Raw genomic sequence first — 19,326 nt, forward strand, 5'->3', positions numbered from 1 at the left:
GCGGCGGGCTGCATGGAGGCAAAGTCGCGGCCGCGCGTCATCAATAAAGGGTCGATTGTAGCGTTTGTGGCGTCCTCTGACCCAAGCGATTGCAGCGATACATGTAAATTGCGGCAAAAAACTGCATATATACAAGCAGAATGCGCCATGCTGATGTTTTCGCGCACCAACATGGGCATGCTGTCCTGATAATATCGTGAAACGCGCCAGCACGGGGACACTGCCGGCTGGCGTATTGTTCCCGGCAGCAAACCAGTATAATTAACGCAGTCTGGGCGGCTTGTGTACTTGCCGTCCGTTTTGCTTTTTGATTCATTCTATTCATTCTTAACGCGGTTCCACCGCCATCCTGCTCATGCTCGCCCAACAGAAACAAGAAATCATCGCCCTGTTCCAGGCCGCCCTCGCTCCCGTCCTGGCCGGCACTACGCTTGAGCCTACCGTGGTGCTCGAGCGACCACGCGATGCATCGCATGGCGACGTCGCCTGCAATATCGCCATGCAACTGGCCAAGCAGCTGAAACAGAACCCGCGCGAACTGGCGCAAACCATCGTGACGGCCGTGCTGGCCAACCCGGCCGGCAAGGGCCTGGTCGAGGCAGTGGAAATCGCCGGTCCCGGCTTCATCAACGTGCGCGTCTCCGCCGCCGCCAAGCAGGCCGTCATCAAGACCATCCTGGGCGAAAGCGATCGCTATGGCCGCAGCACGGCAGGCGCCGGCAAGCAAGTCATCCTCGAATTCGTCTCGGCCAACCCGACCGGCCCGCTGCACGTGGGCCATGGCCGCCAGGCGGCCCTGGGCGACGCCCTGTCCTCGCTGTTCGACGCGCAAGGCTACCAGGTGACGCGCGAGTTCTACTACAACGACGCGGGCGTGCAGATCCAGACTCTGGCCAACTCCGTACAGGCGCGCGCGCGCGGCTTCAAGCCCGGCGACGCCGAATGGCCCGAGTCCGCCTACAACGGCGACTACATCGCCGACATCGCCAGCGACTTCAAGGCCGGCAAGACGGTTGCGGCCAGCGACGGCTTGCCAGCGACGGCCAACGGCAATGTGGAAGACATCGATTCGATCCGCCCGTTCGCCGTCACCTACCTGCGCAACGAGCAGGACATCGACTTGCAGGCGTTTGGCGTGAAGTTCGACAATTACTACCTGGAATCGTCGCTGTACGCGGACGGCAAGGTCAACAGCGCCGTGGAAACCCTGATCAAGGCGGGCCACACCTACGAGCAGGATGGCGCGCTGTGGCTGCGCACCACCGACTTCGGCGATGACAAGGACAGGGTCATGCGCAAGACGGACGGCACCTACACGTATTTCGTCCCGGACGTCGCGTATCACCTGGTGAAATGGCAGCGCGGTTTCGTGCAGGCCATCAATATCCAGGGCAGCGACCACCACGGCACCATCGCGCGCGTGCGCGCCGGCCTGCAGGCCGTCGACATGGGCATCCCGCAAGGCTACCCCGACTACGTGCTGCACAAGATGGTCACCGTCATGAAGGACGGCGAAGAGGTCAAGATCTCGAAGCGCGCCGGCTCCTACGTGACCGTGCGCGACCTGATCGAATGGTCGGGCGGCGGCGACATCGCCAAGGGCCGCGACGCCGTGCGCTTCTTCCTGATCTCGCGCAAGGCCGACACGGAATTCGTCTTCGACGTCGACGTGGCGCTGAAAACCACCGATGAAAACCCCGTCTATTACGTGCAGTACGCGCATGCGCGCATCTGCCGCATCCTGGAAAACTGGGGCGGCGATGAAAGCACGGTTGCCGGCGTGGACTTGTCCCCGCTGACGGCGCCGACCGAAGCGACCCTGCTGGCGACCCTGGCCGCCTACCCGGAAATGCTGGCGCGCGCACAAGCCGAACTGGGACCGCACCAGGTCGCCTTCTACCTGCGCGAGCTGGCCGCCAACCTGCACAGCTTCTACTTCGCCGAAAAAGTGCTGGTCGAGGACGACGCCGTCAAGATGGCCCGCCTGGCCCTCGTCGTCGCCGCGCGCCAGGTGCTGCGCAACGGCCTGGCACTGATCGGCGTGTCCGCGCCAAACAAAATGTAATCGCGAAGGTCAAACCGTCAATGAATCATGCTTCCCGCTTCTCTTCGACCCGGCGCCAGCAGGGCAATACCCTGGTCGGCATCATCATCGGCCTGGTCATCGGCCTGGGCATCGCCGTGGTGGTCGCCCTGGTGATCACCAAGGGCGCCTCGCCCTTCACCGACAAATCGGGCAAGGCCGGCAAGTCGGCCGAACCGACGGCCGGCCAGATCGCCGACCCGAACAAGCCGATGTACGGCAACAAGGAAGCGGCCAAGGAAGCGGCGCGCGACTTCTCCAAGGAGCCGCGCGAGATCGTCACGCCGACGCAGCCTGCCGCGCCGGCGCCGGCGCCCACCACCGCGCAGCAGCCGAAGGCACCGCCGCCGGACGCGCTGCAGGAATTGATCGGTACACTGAAGGACAAGCCGGCGCCGAAAACGCCGGCGGCCGCACCAGCGGCGCCAGCACCGCAAGCCAAGGCCGACGCGAAAGAAGCCAAGGCCGATGCAGCCAGCGACAAATGGATTTATTATCTGCAGGCCGGCGCCTTCCATGACATGTCGGACGCCGAAAGCACGCGCGGCAAACTGGCGCTGCTCGGTTTCGAAGCGGCCATCAGCGACCGCAGCACCGACGCCGGCGTGCTGCACCGCGTGCGCATCGGGCCGTTCAACCAGCTCGAAGCGATGAACCGCGCGCGCACCAAACTGTCTGAAAACGGCATCGATGTCGCCGTCGTCCGTAACCAAAAATAAGGAACCAGCATGCGTTTTCTGAAGAAAATCCTGTTCGCCGCCGCCCTCTGCACCATCGCCCTGGGCGCGTCCGCCTCGCCTGCCGAGCCGAAGAACGGCGTCGAATACGAAACCCTGCCCGCGCAGCAGGCGACGGAATCGGGCAAGAAAATCGAAGTGACGGAATTCTTCGCCTATTACTGCCCGCATTGCAACGTGCTCGAGCCGCAACTGGCGGCGTGGGTCAAGAAACAGGGCGACAACATCGTCTTCAAGCGCGTGCACGTGTCGCGCGACGAGAGCGTGGCGCCGCAGCAGCGCCTGTTCTTCACCCTGCAAGCCATGGGCCTGGTCGACAAGCTGCACACCGGCGTCTTCCACGCCATGCACGTGGAACGCAACCGCCTTAACACCGACGACGCCGTCTTCGACTTCGTCGCCAAGCAGGGCGTGGACCGCCAGAAATTCATCGACACCTACCGTTCGATGGGCGTCTCGGCCCGCGTGCGCCGCGCGGATGCCATGATGCAGGGCTATAACGTGACGTTCTGGCCCATGATCGCCATCGACGGCCGCTACATCACCTCGCCTTCGCAAGCCGATCAGGGCAGCAAGTCGGCCAAGAACGAAGAGCAGCTGAACGCCCAGGCGCTCACCGTGATGGACGTGCTGGTCGCGAAAGCCAAAGCGGAAAAGAAATAAGCATGGCCACTTCACTGGCGCGCCCGGGCATCGCCTGATGCATCGCGTTTTCATCACGGGCGCGTCGAGCGGACTGGGTGCCGCCCTGGCGCTGCAGTACGCGCGCCAGGGTGCCCAACTGGGCTTGCTGGCCCGCCGCGGCGACACGCTGCAGCAACTGATCGCTTCCCTGCCCCACCCTGAACGCCACCGCGCCTACGCCGTCGACGTGTGCGACCACGCCGCCCTGAAAGGCGCAGCACAGGACTTCATCGCCCACGCCGGCGGCATCGACGTCGTCATCGCCAGCGCCGGCGTGTCCTACGGCACCCTGAGCGAACACGCGGAAGACCTCGACGCCTTCGCGCGCCTCATCGCCATCAACGTCACGGCCACCGTCGCCACCTTCGCGCCCTTCATCGCCGCCATGAAAAGCCAGGGCAGCGGACGCCTGGTGGGCATCGGCAGCGTGGCCGGCATCCGCGGCCTGCCCGGCGCCGAAGCCTACAGCGCCTCGAAGGCGGCCGTCATCAGCTACTGCGAATCGCTGCGCCTGGAATTGAAACCGGCGGGCATCAAGGTCGTCACCATCACGCCCGGCTACATCGACACGCCGATGACGCGCCACAATGCCTACCGCATGCCCTTCCTGATGCCGGCCGAAAAATTCGCCGTGCGCGCCGCGCGCGCCATCGCCGACGGCGACAGCTACCGCGTGATCCCGTGGCAGATGGGCGTCGTCGCCAAGCTGCTGCGCGCGCTGCCCAATGCCGTCTACGACCGGGCCTTCGCGAATGCGCCGCACAAGGCGCGCAACTGAACTGACCAACATGACGAAGCACTCAGACTTGAACAGCGCGGCCATCGCCGCCCATTGCGCCACCGGCGCCTCGCACGTTGCCATCGAAGTGGTCGATGAAACGGGATCGACCAACGCCGACCTGCTGGCGCGCTGCGCCAGCCTGGCCGGCCCCACCCTGCGCATCGCCGGCCAGCAGACGGCCGGACGGGGGCGCGCCGGACGGCCGTGGGTGTCGCAGGCGGACGCCAGCCTGATGTTCTCGCTGGCCTGGCGCTTCAAGGGGCCGCTGCACCAGCTGGTCGGCCTGCCGCTGGCCGTCGGCGTGGCGCTGGCCGAAAGCATGACGGCGCTGGGCGTGCCGGTGCAACTGAAATGGCCGAACGACCTGCTCAAGGATGGCCACAAGCTGGCCGGCATCCTCGTCGAGACGCAGCAGGCACAGGGCGACGATAGCGGCGGCATGTGGGCCGTCATCGGCTGCGGCATCAATCTCTTGATGCCCGATGCGCTGGAACGGCAGATCGGGCGCAGCGTCTCGGCCGTGCCCTGGCTGGCGCAGATGGAGCGCAACACCCTGGTGGCGGCGCTGCTGAGCCGCCTGGCCGGCGTGCTGGCCGAATTCGACGACACCGGCTTTGCGCCGTTTGCGGAACGCTGGAACCTGCTGCACGCGTGGCAGGGCCAGCACGTGAAAATCCTCGACAACGGCCAGCTGCTGCAGCAAGGCGTGGCGGCCGGCGTCGATCAGCTGGGCCGTTTGCTGCTGCGCACCGACGGCGGCCTGCAGGAAGTCATGTCGGGCGACGTGTCCTTGCGCCTGGCCGGGGAGTGAGCGCATGCTGCTGCTGATCGACGCCGGCAATACGCGCATCAAATGGGCGCTCGTGGCCGCCGACAGCGCCCCCGGCGGCTGGCTGGCCAGCGGCGCCGTCGCGCATGCGCAGATCGACACCCTGGCCGCGCACTGGGCGCCACTGGCCATCAGCGAAGCGCTGCTGTCGAACGTGGCCGGCGCCGTCATCGGCACGCGCCTGCGCGCCATGCTGCCGGTCGTGCCGCGTGACTTTGTCTCGCTGCCGCAGCTGGCCGGACTGACGAACGGCTACCGCGCGCCGTCGCAACTGGGCTGCGACCGCTTTGCCGCCGCCATCGGCGCGCACGCGCTGGCGCCTGGCCAGGCCGTCATCGTCGCCAATTGCGGCACCGCCACCACCATCGACGCCATCACGGCCGAAGGCGTTTTCCTCGGCGGGATGATCTTGCCTGGACTGGGATTGATGGCCAGTTCGCTGGCGCGCAACACGGCGCAGCTGCCGCACATCGCCAGCGACGCTGCGCTGCCGGCCGGTTTTGCCGACAATACGGACGACGCCATCCTCTCCGGCTGCCTGGCGGCGCAGGCGGGCGCCATCGAACGGGCCGTGCGCATGCACGGCGCCAGCGCCTGCCTGCTGTCGGGCGGCGCCGCAGCGCGCATCGCACCGGCCCTGGCGCTGGCGGTGCCGCTGCACCTGGTCGACAATATCGTCATGATCGGCCTGCAGGCGGCCGCGCGCGCCGGGGCCGCAGGAACACAAGGAAACCACGTATGCTGAAATTCGTCTTCTGGCTGCTGGCCGGCGTCAACCTGCTGGTGCTGGCCATCGGCCAGGGTTATCTGGGCAGTTTTCGCAGCGAGACGCGCGAACCGGCGCGCCTGAAAAACCAGCTGCAGGCGGGCAAGCTCACCTTGCTGACGCAGGAGCAGGCGACCGCACCGGCCGTGGCCACAGCGCCTGCGCCGGTCGCCGCAGAAACGCCGGCGCCGCCGCCATCGTATGCGTGCACGGAGGTGGGCAATTTCCTGCTGGCCGATGGCCGCCGCTTCGAAGCGCAAGTGGCCGCGCTGAGCCTGGGCGACCGCCAGTCGCGCCGCAACGTCGCCGGCCAGGACATTTCCAGCTACATGGTGTACATCCCGCCGCAGGGCAGCAAGGAAGGCGCCGACCGCAAGGCCGGCGAATTGAAGCAGCTGGGCGTGACGAATTACTTCATCATGAACGAAAACAGCCCGCTGCGCTGGGGCATTTCACTGGGCGTATTCAAGTCGGAAACGAGCGCGCAAAGCCAGCTGGCATCGCTCAACAAACAGGGCGTGCACAGCGCCCGCGTCGCGCCGCGCTACAGCGCCAGCAAGCAATTCGCCTACCAGTTCCGCGACCTCGACGCCGCCACGCGCGCGCGGCTGGCCGAGATCACGAAGCAGTTCGACGAGCAGGAACTGCGCTCCTGTAAATAAGCGCCGGACCAAACCTACTGCGCGTCCGGCATAGGCAACCTGCGATGCTCACTGTGCTGCAGCCAGGTAGGTCGGATTAGCGCTTGCGCGTAATCCGACAACGCCAGCGACGCCAACCATGGTGTCGGATTACGCGCTTGCACGCTAATCCGACCTACGCTCATCTCTCAATGACGATCGGTTTGACACCCGCCGACGCCGGCAGGCTGGCCGCCGCGCGCGCCGCATCGGTGCGGCTCGTGAACGGTCCGCCGTACAGGCGGAACAACGGGCCGGCCGGCACCACATCAAGATTGCCCAGCGTTTGCGCATACGGCGCCAGTTGCGCGCGGCCCGCTTCCGCATTGTCCGCACGCGAATAGGCGCCCAGCTGCAGGTAGAAGCCGGTGGCCAGCGCCGCTGGCGCGGGCGCGGCCACGGTGGCATCGACCGCTGACAGCGCGGTGATTTCAGGCTGCACCACGGCGCGCATTTCCGGTTCGCTGTCGGCCGGCGTATCGATGGAGATGGCCACCACCGACGGCACCGGCTTGGGCGCCGCGCGGGCCGCCAGGATGGCGTCGATATCGGCCGGCAGCAGGCGTTCGACGACCACCTGGTGGCTGCCCTTGCCGAGAAAGCCCAGTTTCAGCGCCGCCGTGTAGGACACGTCGATCACGCGCGTGGCGTGGAACGGGCCGCGGTCGTTGATGCGCACGATCACCTGCTCGCCGCTGTCGATGCTCGTCACGCGCGCATACGATGGAATCGGCAAGGTCGGATGGGCCGCCGTCATCTTGTACATATCGTAGATTTCGCCCGACGAAGTGCGCTGGCCATGGAATTTCTTGCCATACCAGGTGCCCGTGCCCTTTTGCTTGAATGGCTCGTTGTCGGTGATCGGCGTGTACGTCTTGCCGAAGACAACATACGGGCGATTCGAGCGCGTCGAATACGGTTCGTTGCGCACTTCCGCATCGGGCACGTCGCGCAGGTTGGCAGGCGGATTGTCGCCCGGACCGTCATCCTTGTAGTAGCCGCCGCGCCCGGAGCCGGCCGCCGGCAAGACCGGCAAGGTGGGATCCTGGCGCACGGGCACCTTGACCTTGCCGCCCGACGGCAGCGGCACGTTGTTCGACGCGGGCTTGTGCGGCGCGGTGCCGCAGGCGGCCAGGGTCAGCAAGGCGGCAAGGCTCAGCCCGCGCATGGCGAAGGTATCGACAGGCGCCCGCATCAGGTCTGCACCAGCTTGCGGTGGCGCTGAATGCTCATCAGGATGCCGGTGGCCACGCCCAGGGTCAGCAGCGCGGTGCCGCCATAGCTGAGGAATGGAAGGGGAACGCCGACCACCGGCACGATGCCGCTGACCATGCCCATGTTGACAAACGCATACGTAAAGAAAATCATAGTTATCGCTCCTGCCAGCAGGCGAGTGAAAAAACTGGGGGCGTTGGCGGCGATCATCATCCCCCGTCCCACCAGCAGTAAATACATCAGCATCAGAATCAGATTACCGACCAGGCCGAACTCCTCCGAATACACGGCGAAGATGAAGTCGGTGGTGCGCTCCGGAACGAATTCCAGGTGAGCCTGCGTGCCGTGCGTCCAGCCCTTGCCCGTCATGCCGCCGGAACCGATGGCGATGATGGACTGGATGATATGGAAGCCCTTGCCCAGCGGGTCCTTGGTCGGGTCGATCAGCATCATCACGCGGTCGCGCTGGTAATCATGCAGGTGCGACCAGGCGATCGGCAGGCAGGAAACAAAGGTGATCAGCAAGCCGGCCAGCACCTTCCACGACAGGCCGGCCAGGAAAATGACGGTAAAGCCGGCCGCCACCACCAGCAGCGCCGTGCCCAGGTCGGGCTGGCGCGCGATCAGGTAGACGGGCACCAGCAGCAGCACGGCCGCCATCAGGAACGATTTCCAGCGCAGGGCGCCCGCATTATGCTGGAAGAACCAGGCCAGCATCAGCGGCGTGGCGATCTTCAGGAATTCGGACGGCTGGATGTCGATCACGCCGATATGCAGCCAGCGCCGCGCACCGAGCTTGATGGTGCCGAACAGCGCCACGGCCACCAGCAAGATCACCGATACCGTGTACGCCGGCACGGCGATGCGCATCATCATCTGCGGCGTGACGTTGGCCGCCACCCACATGACGAAAAAGCACAGCATGATGTTGCGCAGATGGTCCTCGATCTTGCCGGGGATGCCGATGCTGGCCGAATACAGGGTCAGCAGGCTGGTGCACAGCAGCATCAGGATGATGATCATCAGCGGCGGATCGAACACCGCCAGGTAGGGTTTGGCGCGCCGCCACAGCGAGCGCCTCTCGTTAATGGGCATGTGCTTCCTTATTGCCTGGCAGGCGGCGCCGGGGCGGCCTGCTCGTCGGTGATTTCTTCCAGGGTGCGCACTTCGTCGACATCTTCCTTGGGCACCTTGGTGGTGTCCTTTTCCTTGTCGCTCGGACGCTTGCCCAGCAGGTAGTAGTCGAGCGCCTTGCGCGCGATCGGCGCGGCCACGCCGGCGCCGAAGCCCGCGTTTTCCACCACGATGGCTATCGCGATGCGCGGCTTGTCGGCCGGCGCGAAGGCCGTAAACAGGGCGTTGTCGCGCAGGCGCTCGGCCAGCAGCTTGGCATTGTACTTTTCGTTTTTCTTGATGCCGACCACCTGCGCCGTGCCCGTCTTGCCGCCCACCGTGTACTGCACGCCGGTGAAGATGCGCGCGGCCGTGCCGCCCTGCTCGCTGGTCACGCCCACCATGGCGCGCTTGATGATGTCGATGTTTTCCTGCTTGAGCGCGATGCGGTAGCTTTCCTTCGGTACCGTCAGGGTGCGCGCACGCGTGCTCGCGTCTTCGATGATCTTCACCAGATGCGGCTTCATCACCACGCCGTTATTGGCCAGGTTGGCCGTCGCGTGGGCGATCTGCAGCGGCGTGTAGGAGTTGTAGCCGGAGCCGTTACTCACCGAAATCGTGTCGCCGCCCACCCATTTTTTCTGCTGCGGCGTCTTGAAGCGGTTGCGCTTCCACTCCGTCGACGGCAGCACGCCCGTCTTTTCATTATTCAGGTCGATGCCGGTCAGCTGGCCGAAACCGAACGGCTTCATGAAGTCGTGGATGGCGTCGATGCCCATGTCACGGCCCAGCTGATAGTAATAGGTGTTGCACGAGACGACGATGGACTTGTGCATGTCCACCGTGCCATGGCCGCCCACCTTGTCGTCGCGGAAGGTGTGGCCGCCGAGGATGAAGAAGCCGGGATCGGAAATCGACTGGCTCGGCGTGCGCTTGCCCAGTTCCAGCGCGGCCAGCGCCATGAAGGGCTTGAAGGTCGAACCGGGCGCGTAGGTGCCCGACAGGGGCCGGTTGACCATCGGCCGGTCCAGCGAGGTATTGAGTTCGTTCCAGCTTTGCTGGTCGATGCCGTCGACGAACAGGTTCGGGTCGTAGCCTGGCTTGGAGACGTAGGCCAGGATGTCGCCCGTGGCCGGGTCGATGGCCACGGCAGCGCCGCGCCATTCGCCGAACGCTTCCTCGACCACCTTCTGCAGTTCGATGTCGATCGACAGAATCAGGTTGTTGCCGGGGGTGGCCGCCGTGCGCGACAGGGTGCGCATGGCGCGCCCGCCGGCCGACACTTCCACTTCTTCGTAGCCGGTGGTGCCATGCAGCTGCTTTTCGTAGCTTTTTTCCAGGCCTTCCTTGCCGATATGGTCGGTGCCGTTGTAGTTGGCCGCGTCCTCGCCCTCTTCCAGCGCCTTGGCTTCATTGCGGTTGATGCGGCCGATGAAGCCCACCACGTGCGAGGCCACCTCGCCCATCGGATACTGGCGGAACAGGCGCGCCTGCACTTCCACGCCGGGGAAGCGGAAACGCTGCGCCGTGAAGCGCGCCACTTCCTCGTCCGTCAGGCGCGTGCGCAGCGGCACGCTGACGAAGTTCTTCGATTCTTCCAGCAGTTTCTTGAAGCGACGGCGGTCCTTGATATCGATCTGCACCAGGGTCGACAGCTCGTCGATCACCGAATCGAGGCTGGCGCTCAATTTCGACGGCGTGATTTCCAGCGTGTAGGCCGAGTAATTGCGCGCCAAGACCACGCCGTTGCGGTCGAGGATCAGGCCGCGCGTGGGCACGATGGGCACCACGGCGATGCGGTTGTCCTCGGCCTTGGTCGCGTAGTCTTCGTGCTTGATCACCTGCAGCCAGATGAAGCGCGCCAGCAGCAGCGAAAAGCAGACGAAGACGAGCGCGCCCAGGATGGTCAGGCGCATGCGGAAAAAATGCAGTTCGCGCTCGGTATTTTTCAGTTCGGTCATGGCAGGCGCCCGTCAGATCGGCCGGTTATGGTCGCGGTCCACGGCGCGGCGCTGCGGCGCCAGCAGGATCCACGTCACGAAAGGCCAGAGGGCGACGGCGACGAAGCTCTCGATGAAATTGAGCCAGCCGGGGAAACGGCCCGAGACGATCAGCCGCGTCAGCAATTGCAGCGCCTGCGTCAGCAGCAGCAGCGGCAGCACGTGCAGCGCCTGCGTCAGGATGGGGAACCACAGCACGCGCCGGTGCATCATGATGGCGAAATACGACAGCAAGGTATACGCCAAGGCATTCTCGCCCAACAGGGTCGAATCGTGCACGTCCATCATCAGGCCCATGAAGAACGCGACGCCGATGCCGACCTTGCGCGGCTGGTGGATGCCCCAGAAGACCAGCACCAGCGCGACGAAATCGGGCACGCCGACAAACTGGCCCCATGGCAGCAGATTCAGCAAAAAAGCGCACAGCAGGGAAAAACCGATGAACAGGGGGCTGACCGGCAGCAGGATGTAATGCGGGCGGTTCATCGTGTCGCTTCCTTCGGTGGCACGGCGGCAGGTGCTGGCGTTGTTACAGGCGTTGCGGCAGGTCCTGCCGGCGCCGCCGGTTTCGGCGCTGCGCTGGCGGGCGGCTTCGCGGCGGGGGCTGTCGCGGCGGCGGCAGGCTCCTTGGCCGGGTCCTTGATCGGCGCCATCTTGCCGGCGATCTTGCGGCCCGTCTTGACATCTTCGGCGGGCGGGCGCGGCGGAATATCGGGCGACGTCATCAGGATGAGCAGCTGGGTGTTGCGTTCGATGCCGGCCAGCGGCTGGCACACGACGCGACCGAACGGGCCATGCGCATTGCGCTCGACCAGGGTCACGCGCGCCACGGCCAGGCCGGCCGGGTACAGGCCGTCGAGGCCCGAGGTGATGACGATGTCGCCGATCTGGATGTCGGCGCTGGGGGCCGTGAAGCGCAGCTCCATGGTGCCCGACTTGCCGCGGCCGATGGCCACGCTGCGCACGCCGTTGCGCAGCAGCTGCACGGGAATGGCCTGCTCTTCATCGGTCAAGAGCGTTACTTCGGAGGTGAACGGGAACACGCGCGTGACCTGCCCCACCACGCCCAGGTTGTCGATCACGGGGCGGCCCAGTTCCACGCCATTCTGGATGCCGCGATCGAGCACGATCTTGCGCGAGGCCGAATCGCGCGTGTCGTACAGCACTTCGGCCATCATGGTCTTGACGGGCACGCGCTCGCGCGCTTCCATCAGCTTGCGCAGGTGGTTGTTTTCAACGATGTTGAGCTGCGCCTGCTGCAGGATCTGCGCCGAGGCGATCTGTTCGTGCTTCAGGTCGCGCACCTGTTTTTCCAGGGCCGACAGCGAAGAAAAGTAATTGCCGACGCCCAGCGCCACGTCGCGCGGCACCAGGGCCGCCATCTGCACCGGATACAGCACGGTGCCGACCGCCTGACGCACGGCCGTCAGCGCGTGCATGCGCGAATCGACCAGCAGCAGGGCGATAGAAATGCCGGCGAACACCATCATCTTGACGCGGGCGGAGGCGCCTTGTTTGAAAAGTGGCGGAGGACTGTATTCCATGACTTCCAATAATCAGGCCAGGCGCAGTGCGCCAACGTGCAGGCCCCGGTCAGACGCCGGCGCCAAAACCAAAAAAAGGCCGGAATGGTTTCCGGCCCTTCTGTCAGATTATTCGTAGGAGAAGATCGAGCCGAGCTTGTCCATACGTTCCAGTGCCATCCCGGAACCGCGCACCACGCAGGTGAGCGGGTCCTCGGCCACCAGCACCGGCAGGCCGGTTTCCTCCATCAGCAGGCGGTCCAGGTCGCGCAGCAGCGCGCCGCCACCCGTCAGCATCATGCCTTTTTCGGCGATGTCGGCGCCCAGTTCCGGCGGCGTCTGTTCCAGCGCGTTTTTCACGGCCGAGACGATGTTGTTCAGCGGGTCGGTCAGCGCTTCGAGGATCTCGTTGCTGGAAATGGTGAACGAACGCGGAATGCCTTCGGACAGGTTGCGGCCCTTGACTTCCATTTCCTTCACTTCCGAACCAGGGAAAGCCGAACCGATGGCCTTCTTGATGGCTTCGGCCGTCTGTTCGCCGATCAGCATGCCGTAGTTGCGGCGGATGTAGTTGACGATGGCTTCATCGAACTTGTCGCCACCCACGCGCACGGAACCCTTGTAGACCATGCCGCCGAGCGAGATGATGCCCACTTCCGTCGTGCCGCCGCCGATGTCGACCACCATCGAGCCGGTCGCTTCCGACACGGGCAAGCCCGCGCCGATGGCCGCTGCCATCGGTTCCTCGATCAGGTACACCTGCGAGGCGCCGGCGCCCAGGGCCGATTCACGGATCGCGCGGCGTTCGACCTGGGTCGAACCGCACGGCACGCAAATGATGATGCGCGGCGATGGACGGAAGAATTTCGAGTCATGCACCATGCGGATGAATTGCTTGAGCATTTGTTCGGTCACGGTGAAGTCGGCGATCACGCCATCTTTCATCGGACGAATCGCTTCGATATTGCCCGGCACTTTGCCCAGCATCTGCTTGGCTTCCTTGCCGACTGCCTGAATGGTCTTCTTGCCATTCGGACCGCCTTCCTGGCGGATGGCGACGACGGATGGCTCGTCCAGGACGATACCGAGGCCGCGTACATAAATAAGGGTGTTGGCCGTGCCCAAGTCAATGGCCAGATCGGTGGAGATATACCTGCGTAAAAAACCAAACATGAGTGTCCTGTAGCGCATCGAGCTGCGCAAAAGCTGTTTATGGGGAGTTTCAAAGCGGGCGCTTTCAGGCACCCTGAAAATCCGTGGAGGCGATTTTTTCGGGTTTCGCTTGGCGCTTGCGCAATCTTTTCTATGCTGCGGCAGCGGTCCATCAGCGCCGGCAACGCATTAACCCGCCATTCTACCTTATAATTTGAATGCGATTTGCTCAAAAACCATGGAAAAGTGCGACTCTTGCAGCCGCGAGTTACGCGGCATTCCTCGATTTTTGTGAGCAAAATAGCAGTAAATACCCGCGTTTTATCAAAACGCCAACTTAATACTAATGCGCGGCACTCCGCGCCATTCGCCATGTCCCTGACACTCTCCGACGTAAAACGCATCGCCCACCTGGCCCAACTTGAAATGGCCGACGACCAGGCCGTCACGTCTTTGGCCCAATTGAACAAGATTTTCGCACTGGCGGAACAAATGCAAGCCGTCAATACCGATGGCGTGGCGCCCCTGAGCCACCCGCTGGCCGCCCACATGGACAATATCGCCCTGCGCCTGCGCGAAGACGTCGCCACCGAACAGAATCGCCGCGACGCCTACCAGGCCGTGGCGCCGAAGGTACAGGATGGCCTGTACCTGGTGCCCAAGGTTATCGAATAAACACGCCGTTGCGCCGTTCCCGCCTTCTTGCCGAATATCACAATAGAAACGCCATGCATACAAAATCCATCAAACAGCTGTCCACGCTTTTGCAGAACAAGGAAATTTCCGCCGTTGCACTGGCGACGCATTTCCTCGACCGCATCGAAGCGGACAACTCGAACGCATTCCTGCACGTCGACCGTGCGCTGACCCTGGCGCAAGCAGCCGACGCCGACGCGCGCATCGCCGCCGGCACGGCCACGCCATTGACGGGCGTGCCGATCGCGCACAAGGACTTGTTCGTCACGAAAGGCTGGCGCACGACGGCCGGCTCGAAAATGCTGGCCAACTACGCCAGCCCGTTTGACGCCACCGTGGTGGAAAAATTCCAGGCGGCCGGCATGGTCACTTTGGGCAAGGTCAACTGCGATGAATTCGCCATGGGTTCCGGCAACGAGAACTCGGCCTTCGGCGCCGTGCAGAACCCGTGGGATAAAACAGCCGTGCCGGGCGGCTCGTCCGGCGGCTCGGCCGCCGCCGTCGCCGCCGGCCTCACGCCAGCGGCTACCGGCACCGATACGGGCGGCTCGATCCGCCAGCCGGCCGCCTTCTGCGGCATCACCGGCATCAAGCCGACGTATGGCCGCGTCTCGCGCTTCGGCATGATCGCCTTTGCCTCGTCGCTGGACCAGGGCGGCCCGATGGCCCGCTCGGCCGAAGACTGCGCCCTGCTGCTCACCGCCATGGCCGGCTTCGACGAACGCGACTCGACCAGTCTGTCCCCGGAACAGGGCGGCGTGGCGGAAGATTTTTCACGTGAACTGGGCCAGCCGTTGACGGGCTTGCGCATCGGCGTGCCGCGCGAGTACTTCGGCGAGGGCCTGGCCAAGGACGTGGAAGCGGCCGTGCGCGGCGCGCTGGCGCAGTATGAAAAGCTGGGCGCCACCCTGGTCGACATCTCGCTGCCGAATACGGCCCTGTCGATTCCCGCCTATTACATGATCGCCCCGGCCGAAGCATCGTCGAACCTGTCGCGCTACGACGGCGTGCGCTACGGCCACCGCGCGGCCGAGTACAAGGACTTGCAGGACATGTACAAGAAGTCGCGCGCCCAGGGCTTCGGTCCGGAAGTGCAGCGCCGCATCATGGTCGGCACCTACGTGCTGTGCCACGGCTACTACGACGCCTACTATCTGAAGGCGCAAAAGATCCGCCGCCTGATCGCGCAGGATTTCGACGCCGTCCTGAATGGCCCGAACGCCGTCTGCGACGTCATCATGGGCCCCGTCGCGCCGACCGTCGCCTGGGACCTGGGCGACAAGACGGACGACCCGGTGGCGAACTACCTGGCCGACATCTACACCCTGTCGACCAGCCTGGCCGGCCTGCCCGGCATGTCGATACCGTGCGGCTTCGGCGCAGGAGAGAAGAGTGGCAAGCGCCCCGTCGGCCTGCAAATCATCGGCAATTATTTTGGCGAAGCCAAACTGCTGAACGTGGCCCACCAATTCCAGCAAGTGACGGACTGGCATACGCGTGCTCCAGGCAACGCAACGGCCGGCATCTAAGAAAAAATTTGCGCCGCCCAGGCGGCGCCACCAAATTAAGCGAGAACACTATGCAATGGGAAGTCGTCATCGGTCTTGAGAACCACGTGCAGCTCACGACCGAATCCAAAATTTTCAGCGGTTCGCCGATCAAGTACGGCGCCGAAGCCAACACGCAGGCGAGCCCCGTCGATCTGGCGCTGCCCGGCGTGCTGCCGGTGATGAACAAGCAGGCCGTCGACCGCGCGATCCGCTTCGGCCTGGCCGTGGGCGCGACCGTCGCGCCGCACTCGGTCTTCGCCCGCAAAAACTATTTTTATCCCGATTCGCCCAAGGGCTACCAGATCAGCCAGTTCGAGGACCCCGTCGTCATCGGCGGCGCCCTGACCTTCGGCTACGAAAAGGATGGCGAATTCGTCACCAAGACGGTGAACCTGACGCGCGCCCACCTGGAAGAAGACGCCGGGAAGTCCTTGCATGAAGACTATGCCGGCATGAGCGGCATCGACTTGAACCGCGCCGGCACGCCGCTGCTGGAAATCGTCTCGGAACCGGAAATCCGCAGCGCCGCCGAAGCCGTGGCCTACGCCAAGGCCCTGCACTCGCTGGTCATGTGGCTGGGCGTTTGCGACGGCAACATGCAGGAAGGCTCGTTCCGCTGCGACGTCAACGTTTCCGTGCGTCCCGTCGGCCAGAAGGAATTCGGCACCCGCTGCGAGATCAAGAACCTGAACTCCTTCCGCTTCATCGAGGAAGCCGTGCACGTCGAAGTGCGCCGCCAGATCGAACTGATCGAAGACGGCGGCAAGGTCGTGCAGGCGACGCGTTTGTACGATCCGGACCGCAAGGAAACGCGCGAAATGCGCAGCAAGGAAGACGCCCAGGATTACCGCTACTTCCCGGACCCTGACCTGCCGCCGCTGGTCATCTCGCAAGCGTGGATCGACACGGTCAAGGCCTCGATGCCGGAACTGCCGGCCGCCATGCGCGCCCGCTTCATCAGCGAATACGCACTGCCGGACTACGATGCGCTGGTGCTGACGCAATCGAAAGCCATGGCCACCTACTTCGTCGCCGTGGTCGAGAAGGCCGGCAAGGAAAACGCCAAGGCCGCCGCCAACTGGCTGATGGGCGACGTCTCGTCGACCCTGAACCGCGAAGGCGTGGACCTGGACGACGCGCCCGTCTCCGCCGCCCAGCTGGCCGCCATGCTCAAGCGCATCGCCGACGGCACGATCTCGAACAAGGCGGCAAAGGAAGTCTTCGCCGGCATGTGGGAAGCGAAGTCAAACGACGAGCATCTGGTCGACGCCATCATCGACGCCAAGGGCTTGAAGCAGATCTCGGATTCGGGCGCGCTGGAAGCCATCGTCGATGAAGTACTGGCGGCCAACGCCAAGTCGGTGGAGCAGTACCGCGCCGGCAAGGAAGCGGCGATCAACGCGCTGATCGGCCAGGCCATGAAGGCATCCAAGGGCAAGGCCAACCCGGCCCAGCTGACGGAACTGCTGAAGGCCAAGCTGGCTGGATAATTTTCACTCGCCCCAAAAAAAGACGCTGCGGCGTCTTTTTTTTTGCCTGCCGGGTCTCCTCATAAACAAGCTTGTCTACGTTTTATGTCACGTCTGACAGGCGTTTATACGCCACTGAAAATTAAAGTATACATTTTTGTCTACAAGGTTTAATCTAGCCATATTGAATTTCAGGCAAGAGGAAGACCGCATGACCAAGACGCACGACATCCCGAAACCGACGGCAGCCGAGCTCGATCTGCTGCAGGCGCTGTGGCCGCTGGGTGCGGCCACGGCCAAGCAGGTGCACGAGGCGATGGCGCTGGCCAAGCCGGCCATCACCTATGGCACCGTGCTGCGCCTGATGCAGATCATGCACGGCAAGGGCTTGCTGATCCGCGACGAAAGCCAGCGCTCGCACGTGTATGCGCCAGCGCAGGCGCAGGACAGCCTGCAGACGAATCTGCTGAAGGAATTGATGCAGAAGGCCTTTGCCGGTTCGGCCAAGGCGCTGGTGCTGGCGGCGCTGCGCACGGGCGTGTCGCGCGCCGAACGCGAGGAAATCGAAAAAATGCTCAAGGACGATCAGTCATGAGCGGCTTCGTGCCGGCGCTGGGCTGGACCCTGCTGCACTTCCTGTGGCAAGGGCTGCTGATCGGCTGCGCCACGGCGCTGGCGTGGGCGGCCCTGCGCAATGCGCGTCCCGAGGCGCGCTACGCCGTCGGTTGCGGCGCCCTGCTGGCCTGCCTGGCGTGGCCGGCGGCGGGCTTGTATCTGCGCCTGGCCGGGGCCGATACCACGGGCGCGCTGTACTCCAGCGCCTTGCTGCCCGCCGCACTGCTGGCGCCCGACAGCCTGCCCGACCTGGACCTGCTGCTGCGCGCCGTCGTCGGCGTGTGGGCCCTGTGCGCCGCCGTGCTGGCCGTGCGCATGGCGCTGGGCATGCTGTGGATAGAGCGCAGCGCCAGGAACACGGGCACCACGCATGGACAACTGCAGACAAGGCTGTCGCGCATGGCGCACGATGCCGGCGTGGCGCGGCCCGTGCGGCTGCGCGTGCTCGACAACATCGCCAGTCCGCTCACGGCCGGCATCTGGCGCCCCATGGTGCTGGTGCCCGCGGCACTGCTCACCGGCATGCCGCCCCACCTGCTCGATGCGCTGCTGGCGCATGAACTGGCGCACATCCGGCGCCACGATTATCTGGTCAACCTGCTGCAAAACGCCATCGAGGCGCTGCTGTTCTTCCACCCCGCCGTCTGGTGGATTTCACGCGGCGTGCGCCTCGAACGCGAACATATTGCAGATGATTTCGCAGCAAGACAACTGGGCGAACCGCGGCGTCTGGCTCTTGCACTCTCGGAACTGGAACGTCTCCAGTTCTCAACCCACCACCTGGCCCAGGCGGCCAACGGAGGAGATCTTATGTCACGTATCAAACGATTGCTGCGCCCCGCACCACAAGCCCTGAACTGGAAGGCGGCCGTGCCGCTGCTGGCATTGGCCGGCGCCTGCCTCGGCATCTACGGCCAGGCCGTCGCCGCCGACAGCGCACCCGTGCTGGAGCGCCGCCCCGTCATCGACTTTGGCGTGTGCGGCAAACCGGTCTACCCGCCCGCATCGCTGCAGGCGAAGGAAACGGGCACGGTCAACCTGTCCTTTGATGTCGACGCCACCGGCAAGGTCCAAGGGTCAAGCGTGGTCAAGAGCAGCGGCCATCCTGCCCTCGACGAGGCGGCGCGCACTGGCATTGCCAAGTGCACGTTCAAGCCGGCCCTCGCTGGCGGCAAGCCGGTCAGCGCCAGCGTCAAGGTGCAATACGTCTGGAGCCTGAACTAAGATCCTATCCCAGTAGATGAATACATCTCTTGCAAGCGCCCCTCAGAAGCGGGGAGTCGTCGCGTGGCTCGCCACGCGTCCTCCTCGCGCCTTGTCCGCGCTCCTGATGTGCTGCTTGCAAAAGACGCTCCCTACTGGGATAGGCTCTAAAGCATGCGCGGCGGCATCGTGGCAGCATTGCTGCAGCGGTGCCGCCGCCCGCTTGCGGG

18 protein-coding genes are annotated in these 19,326 nt (G+C 64.5%); 12 read left to right on the top strand and 6 right to left on the bottom strand.

Going from position 1 to position 19,326, the window contains the following annotated elements; genetic code table 11:
• Window positions 1-355 precede the first annotated feature (355 nt).
• The 7 genes from argS to OX462_RS24705 are packed head-to-tail and all read left to right on the top strand — an operon-like array spanning window position 356 to window position 6,542.
• The gene (gene argS / locus OX462_RS24675) at window positions 356-2,065 is read left to right on the top strand and encodes an arginine--tRNA ligase (RefSeq protein ID WP_409027280.1); all 1,710 of its coding nucleotides are present in this window, start codon (window positions 356-358) and stop codon (window positions 2,063-2,065) included.
• 20 nt (window positions 2,066-2,085) lie between these two features.
• A complete protein-coding gene (locus OX462_RS24680; RefSeq protein WP_121668434.1) occupies window positions 2,086-2,802 on the top strand; it encodes an SPOR domain-containing protein in 717 nt (238 codons plus the stop codon).
• Window positions 2,803-2,811: 9 nt separating this feature from the next.
• Window positions 2,812-3,483, top strand: coding sequence for a thiol:disulfide interchange protein DsbA/DsbL (locus OX462_RS24685; RefSeq protein ID WP_070222768.1), 672 nt, complete (start codon window positions 2,812-2,814; stop codon window positions 3,481-3,483).
• Window positions 3,484-3,520: 37 nt separating this feature from the next.
• The gene (locus tag OX462_RS24690) at window positions 3,521-4,282 is read left to right on the top strand and encodes an SDR family oxidoreductase (protein ID WP_409027281.1); all 762 of its coding nucleotides are present in this window, start codon (window positions 3,521-3,523) and stop codon (window positions 4,280-4,282) included.
• Between the two features lie 10 nt (window positions 4,283-4,292).
• Complete coding sequence (locus OX462_RS24695) at window positions 4,293-5,096, top strand: biotin--[acetyl-CoA-carboxylase] ligase (protein ID WP_409027282.1); 804 nt, start codon at window positions 4,293-4,295, stop codon at window positions 5,094-5,096.
• Between the two features lie 4 nt (window positions 5,097-5,100).
• Window positions 5,101-5,859, top strand: coding sequence for a type III pantothenate kinase (locus tag OX462_RS24700; RefSeq protein ID WP_409027283.1), 759 nt, complete (start codon window positions 5,101-5,103; stop codon window positions 5,857-5,859).
• Window positions 5,853-6,542 (top strand): SPOR domain-containing protein, encoded by a 690-nt coding sequence (locus OX462_RS24705; protein ID WP_121668430.1) that lies wholly within the window; start codon window positions 5,853-5,855, stop codon window positions 6,540-6,542. The genes OX462_RS24700 and OX462_RS24705 overlap by 7 nt, the downstream gene beginning before the upstream one ends.
• A 160-nt stretch (window positions 6,543-6,702) precedes the next feature.
• On the opposite strand, the gene OX462_RS24710 is transcribed toward OX462_RS24705, so the two are convergent.
• The 6 genes from OX462_RS24710 to OX462_RS24735 form a co-directional block, all read right to left on the bottom strand.
• Entirely contained in the window at window positions 6,703-7,755 is a 1,053-nt protein-coding gene (locus OX462_RS24710; protein WP_070311062.1) for a septal ring lytic transglycosylase RlpA family protein, read from the bottom strand.
• Window positions 7,755-8,870, bottom strand: coding sequence for a rod shape-determining protein RodA (rodA, locus tag OX462_RS24715; protein WP_070222781.1), 1,116 nt, complete (start codon window positions 8,868-8,870; stop codon window positions 7,755-7,757). The genes OX462_RS24710 and rodA overlap by 1 nt, the downstream gene beginning before the upstream one ends.
• 8 nt (window positions 8,871-8,878) lie before the next feature.
• Complete coding sequence (mrdA, locus tag OX462_RS24720; RefSeq protein ID WP_230506391.1) at window positions 8,879-10,849, bottom strand: penicillin-binding protein 2; 1,971 nt, start codon at window positions 10,847-10,849, stop codon at window positions 8,879-8,881.
• 12 nt (window positions 10,850-10,861) lie between these two features.
• Window positions 10,862-11,374 carry a rod shape-determining protein MreD gene (mreD, locus tag OX462_RS24725; protein ID WP_035824494.1) on the bottom strand — a complete coding sequence of 171 codons (513 nt, stop codon included), beginning with the start codon at window positions 11,372-11,374 and terminating at the stop codon, window positions 10,862-10,864.
• Window positions 11,371-12,432, bottom strand: a complete 1,062-nt coding sequence (gene mreC, locus OX462_RS24730) for a rod shape-determining protein MreC (protein ID WP_070222785.1) — start codon at window positions 12,430-12,432, stop codon at window positions 11,371-11,373. The genes mreD and mreC overlap by 4 nt, the downstream gene beginning before the upstream one ends.
• 108 nt (window positions 12,433-12,540) lie before the next feature.
• Entirely contained in the window at window positions 12,541-13,584 is a 1,044-nt protein-coding gene (locus OX462_RS24735) for a rod shape-determining protein (RefSeq protein ID WP_010393186.1), read from the bottom strand.
• Between the two features lie 351 nt (window positions 13,585-13,935).
• Here OX462_RS24735 and gatC point away from each other — a divergent pair, with 351 nt between their 5' ends.
• The 5 genes from gatC (at window position 13,936) to OX462_RS24760 (ending at window position 19,117) form a co-directional block, all read left to right on the top strand.
• Entirely contained in the window at window positions 13,936-14,238 is a 303-nt protein-coding gene (gene gatC, locus OX462_RS24740) for an Asp-tRNA(Asn)/Glu-tRNA(Gln) amidotransferase subunit GatC (RefSeq protein WP_070222787.1), read from the top strand.
• 53 nt (window positions 14,239-14,291) lie between these two features.
• Entirely contained in the window at window positions 14,292-15,788 is a 1,497-nt protein-coding gene (gene gatA, locus OX462_RS24745) for an Asp-tRNA(Asn)/Glu-tRNA(Gln) amidotransferase subunit GatA (protein ID WP_409027284.1), read from the top strand.
• An 8-nt stretch (window positions 15,789-15,796) separates the two neighbouring features.
• The gene (gene gatB, locus OX462_RS24750; RefSeq protein WP_409027285.1) at window positions 15,797-17,299 is read left to right on the top strand and encodes an Asp-tRNA(Asn)/Glu-tRNA(Gln) amidotransferase subunit GatB; all 1,503 of its coding nucleotides are present in this window, start codon (window positions 15,797-15,799) and stop codon (window positions 17,297-17,299) included.
• Between the two features lie 190 nt (window positions 17,300-17,489).
• A complete protein-coding gene (locus OX462_RS24755) occupies window positions 17,490-17,873 on the top strand; it encodes a BlaI/MecI/CopY family transcriptional regulator (RefSeq protein WP_070222793.1) in 384 nt (127 codons plus the stop codon).
• Complete coding sequence (locus OX462_RS24760; protein WP_409027286.1) at window positions 17,870-19,117, top strand: TonB family protein; 1,248 nt, start codon at window positions 17,870-17,872, stop codon at window positions 19,115-19,117. Before OX462_RS24755 ends, OX462_RS24760 begins: the two co-directional genes overlap by 4 nt.
• Window positions 19,118-19,326: the final 209 nt, after the last annotated feature.

It is taken from the genome of Janthinobacterium aestuarii (genome assembly GCF_046113285.1).
GTDB lineage: Bacteria > Pseudomonadota > Gammaproteobacteria > Burkholderiales > Burkholderiaceae_D > Janthinobacterium.

Excerpts from the sequence above, each read along its gene's own strand:
- mreD (WP_035824494.1), bottom strand. The coding sequence starts at position 11,374 with ATGAACCGCCCGCATTACATCCTGCTGCCGGTCAGCCCCCTGTTCATC.
- gatC (WP_070222787.1), top strand. The coding sequence starts at position 13,936 with ATGTCCCTGACACTCTCCGACGTAAAACGCATCGCCCACCTGGCCCAA.
- argS (WP_409027280.1), top strand. The coding sequence starts at position 356 with ATGCTCGCCCAACAGAAACAAGAAATCATCGCCCTGTTCCAGGCCGCC.
- mreC (WP_070222785.1), bottom strand. The coding sequence starts at position 12,432 with ATGGAATACAGTCCTCCGCCACTTTTCAAACAAGGCGCCTCCGCCCGC.
- gatA (WP_409027284.1), top strand. The coding sequence starts at position 14,292 with ATGCATACAAAATCCATCAAACAGCTGTCCACGCTTTTGCAGAACAAG.
- OX462_RS24710 (WP_070311062.1), bottom strand. The coding sequence starts at position 7,755 with ATGCGGGCGCCTGTCGATACCTTCGCCATGCGCGGGCTGAGCCTTGCC.
- OX462_RS24695 (WP_409027282.1), top strand. The coding sequence starts at position 4,293 with ATGACGAAGCACTCAGACTTGAACAGCGCGGCCATCGCCGCCCATTGC.
- OX462_RS24705 (WP_121668430.1), top strand. The coding sequence starts at position 5,853 with ATGCTGAAATTCGTCTTCTGGCTGCTGGCCGGCGTCAACCTGCTGGTG.
- OX462_RS24690 (WP_409027281.1), top strand. The coding sequence starts at position 3,521 with ATGCATCGCGTTTTCATCACGGGCGCGTCGAGCGGACTGGGTGCCGCC.
- OX462_RS24685 (WP_070222768.1), top strand. The coding sequence starts at position 2,812 with ATGCGTTTTCTGAAGAAAATCCTGTTCGCCGCCGCCCTCTGCACCATC.
- OX462_RS24680 (WP_121668434.1), top strand. The coding sequence starts at position 2,086 with ATGAATCATGCTTCCCGCTTCTCTTCGACCCGGCGCCAGCAGGGCAAT.
- OX462_RS24700 (WP_409027283.1), top strand. The coding sequence starts at position 5,101 with ATGCTGCTGCTGATCGACGCCGGCAATACGCGCATCAAATGGGCGCTC.
- OX462_RS24760 (WP_409027286.1), top strand. The coding sequence starts at position 17,870 with ATGAGCGGCTTCGTGCCGGCGCTGGGCTGGACCCTGCTGCACTTCCTG.
- OX462_RS24735 (WP_010393186.1), bottom strand. The coding sequence starts at position 13,584 with ATGTTTGGTTTTTTACGCAGGTATATCTCCACCGATCTGGCCATTGAC.
- OX462_RS24755 (WP_070222793.1), top strand. The coding sequence starts at position 17,490 with ATGACCAAGACGCACGACATCCCGAAACCGACGGCAGCCGAGCTCGAT.
- mrdA (WP_230506391.1), bottom strand. The coding sequence starts at position 10,849 with ATGACCGAACTGAAAAATACCGAGCGCGAACTGCATTTTTTCCGCATG.
- rodA (WP_070222781.1), bottom strand. The coding sequence starts at position 8,870 with ATGCCCATTAACGAGAGGCGCTCGCTGTGGCGGCGCGCCAAACCCTAC.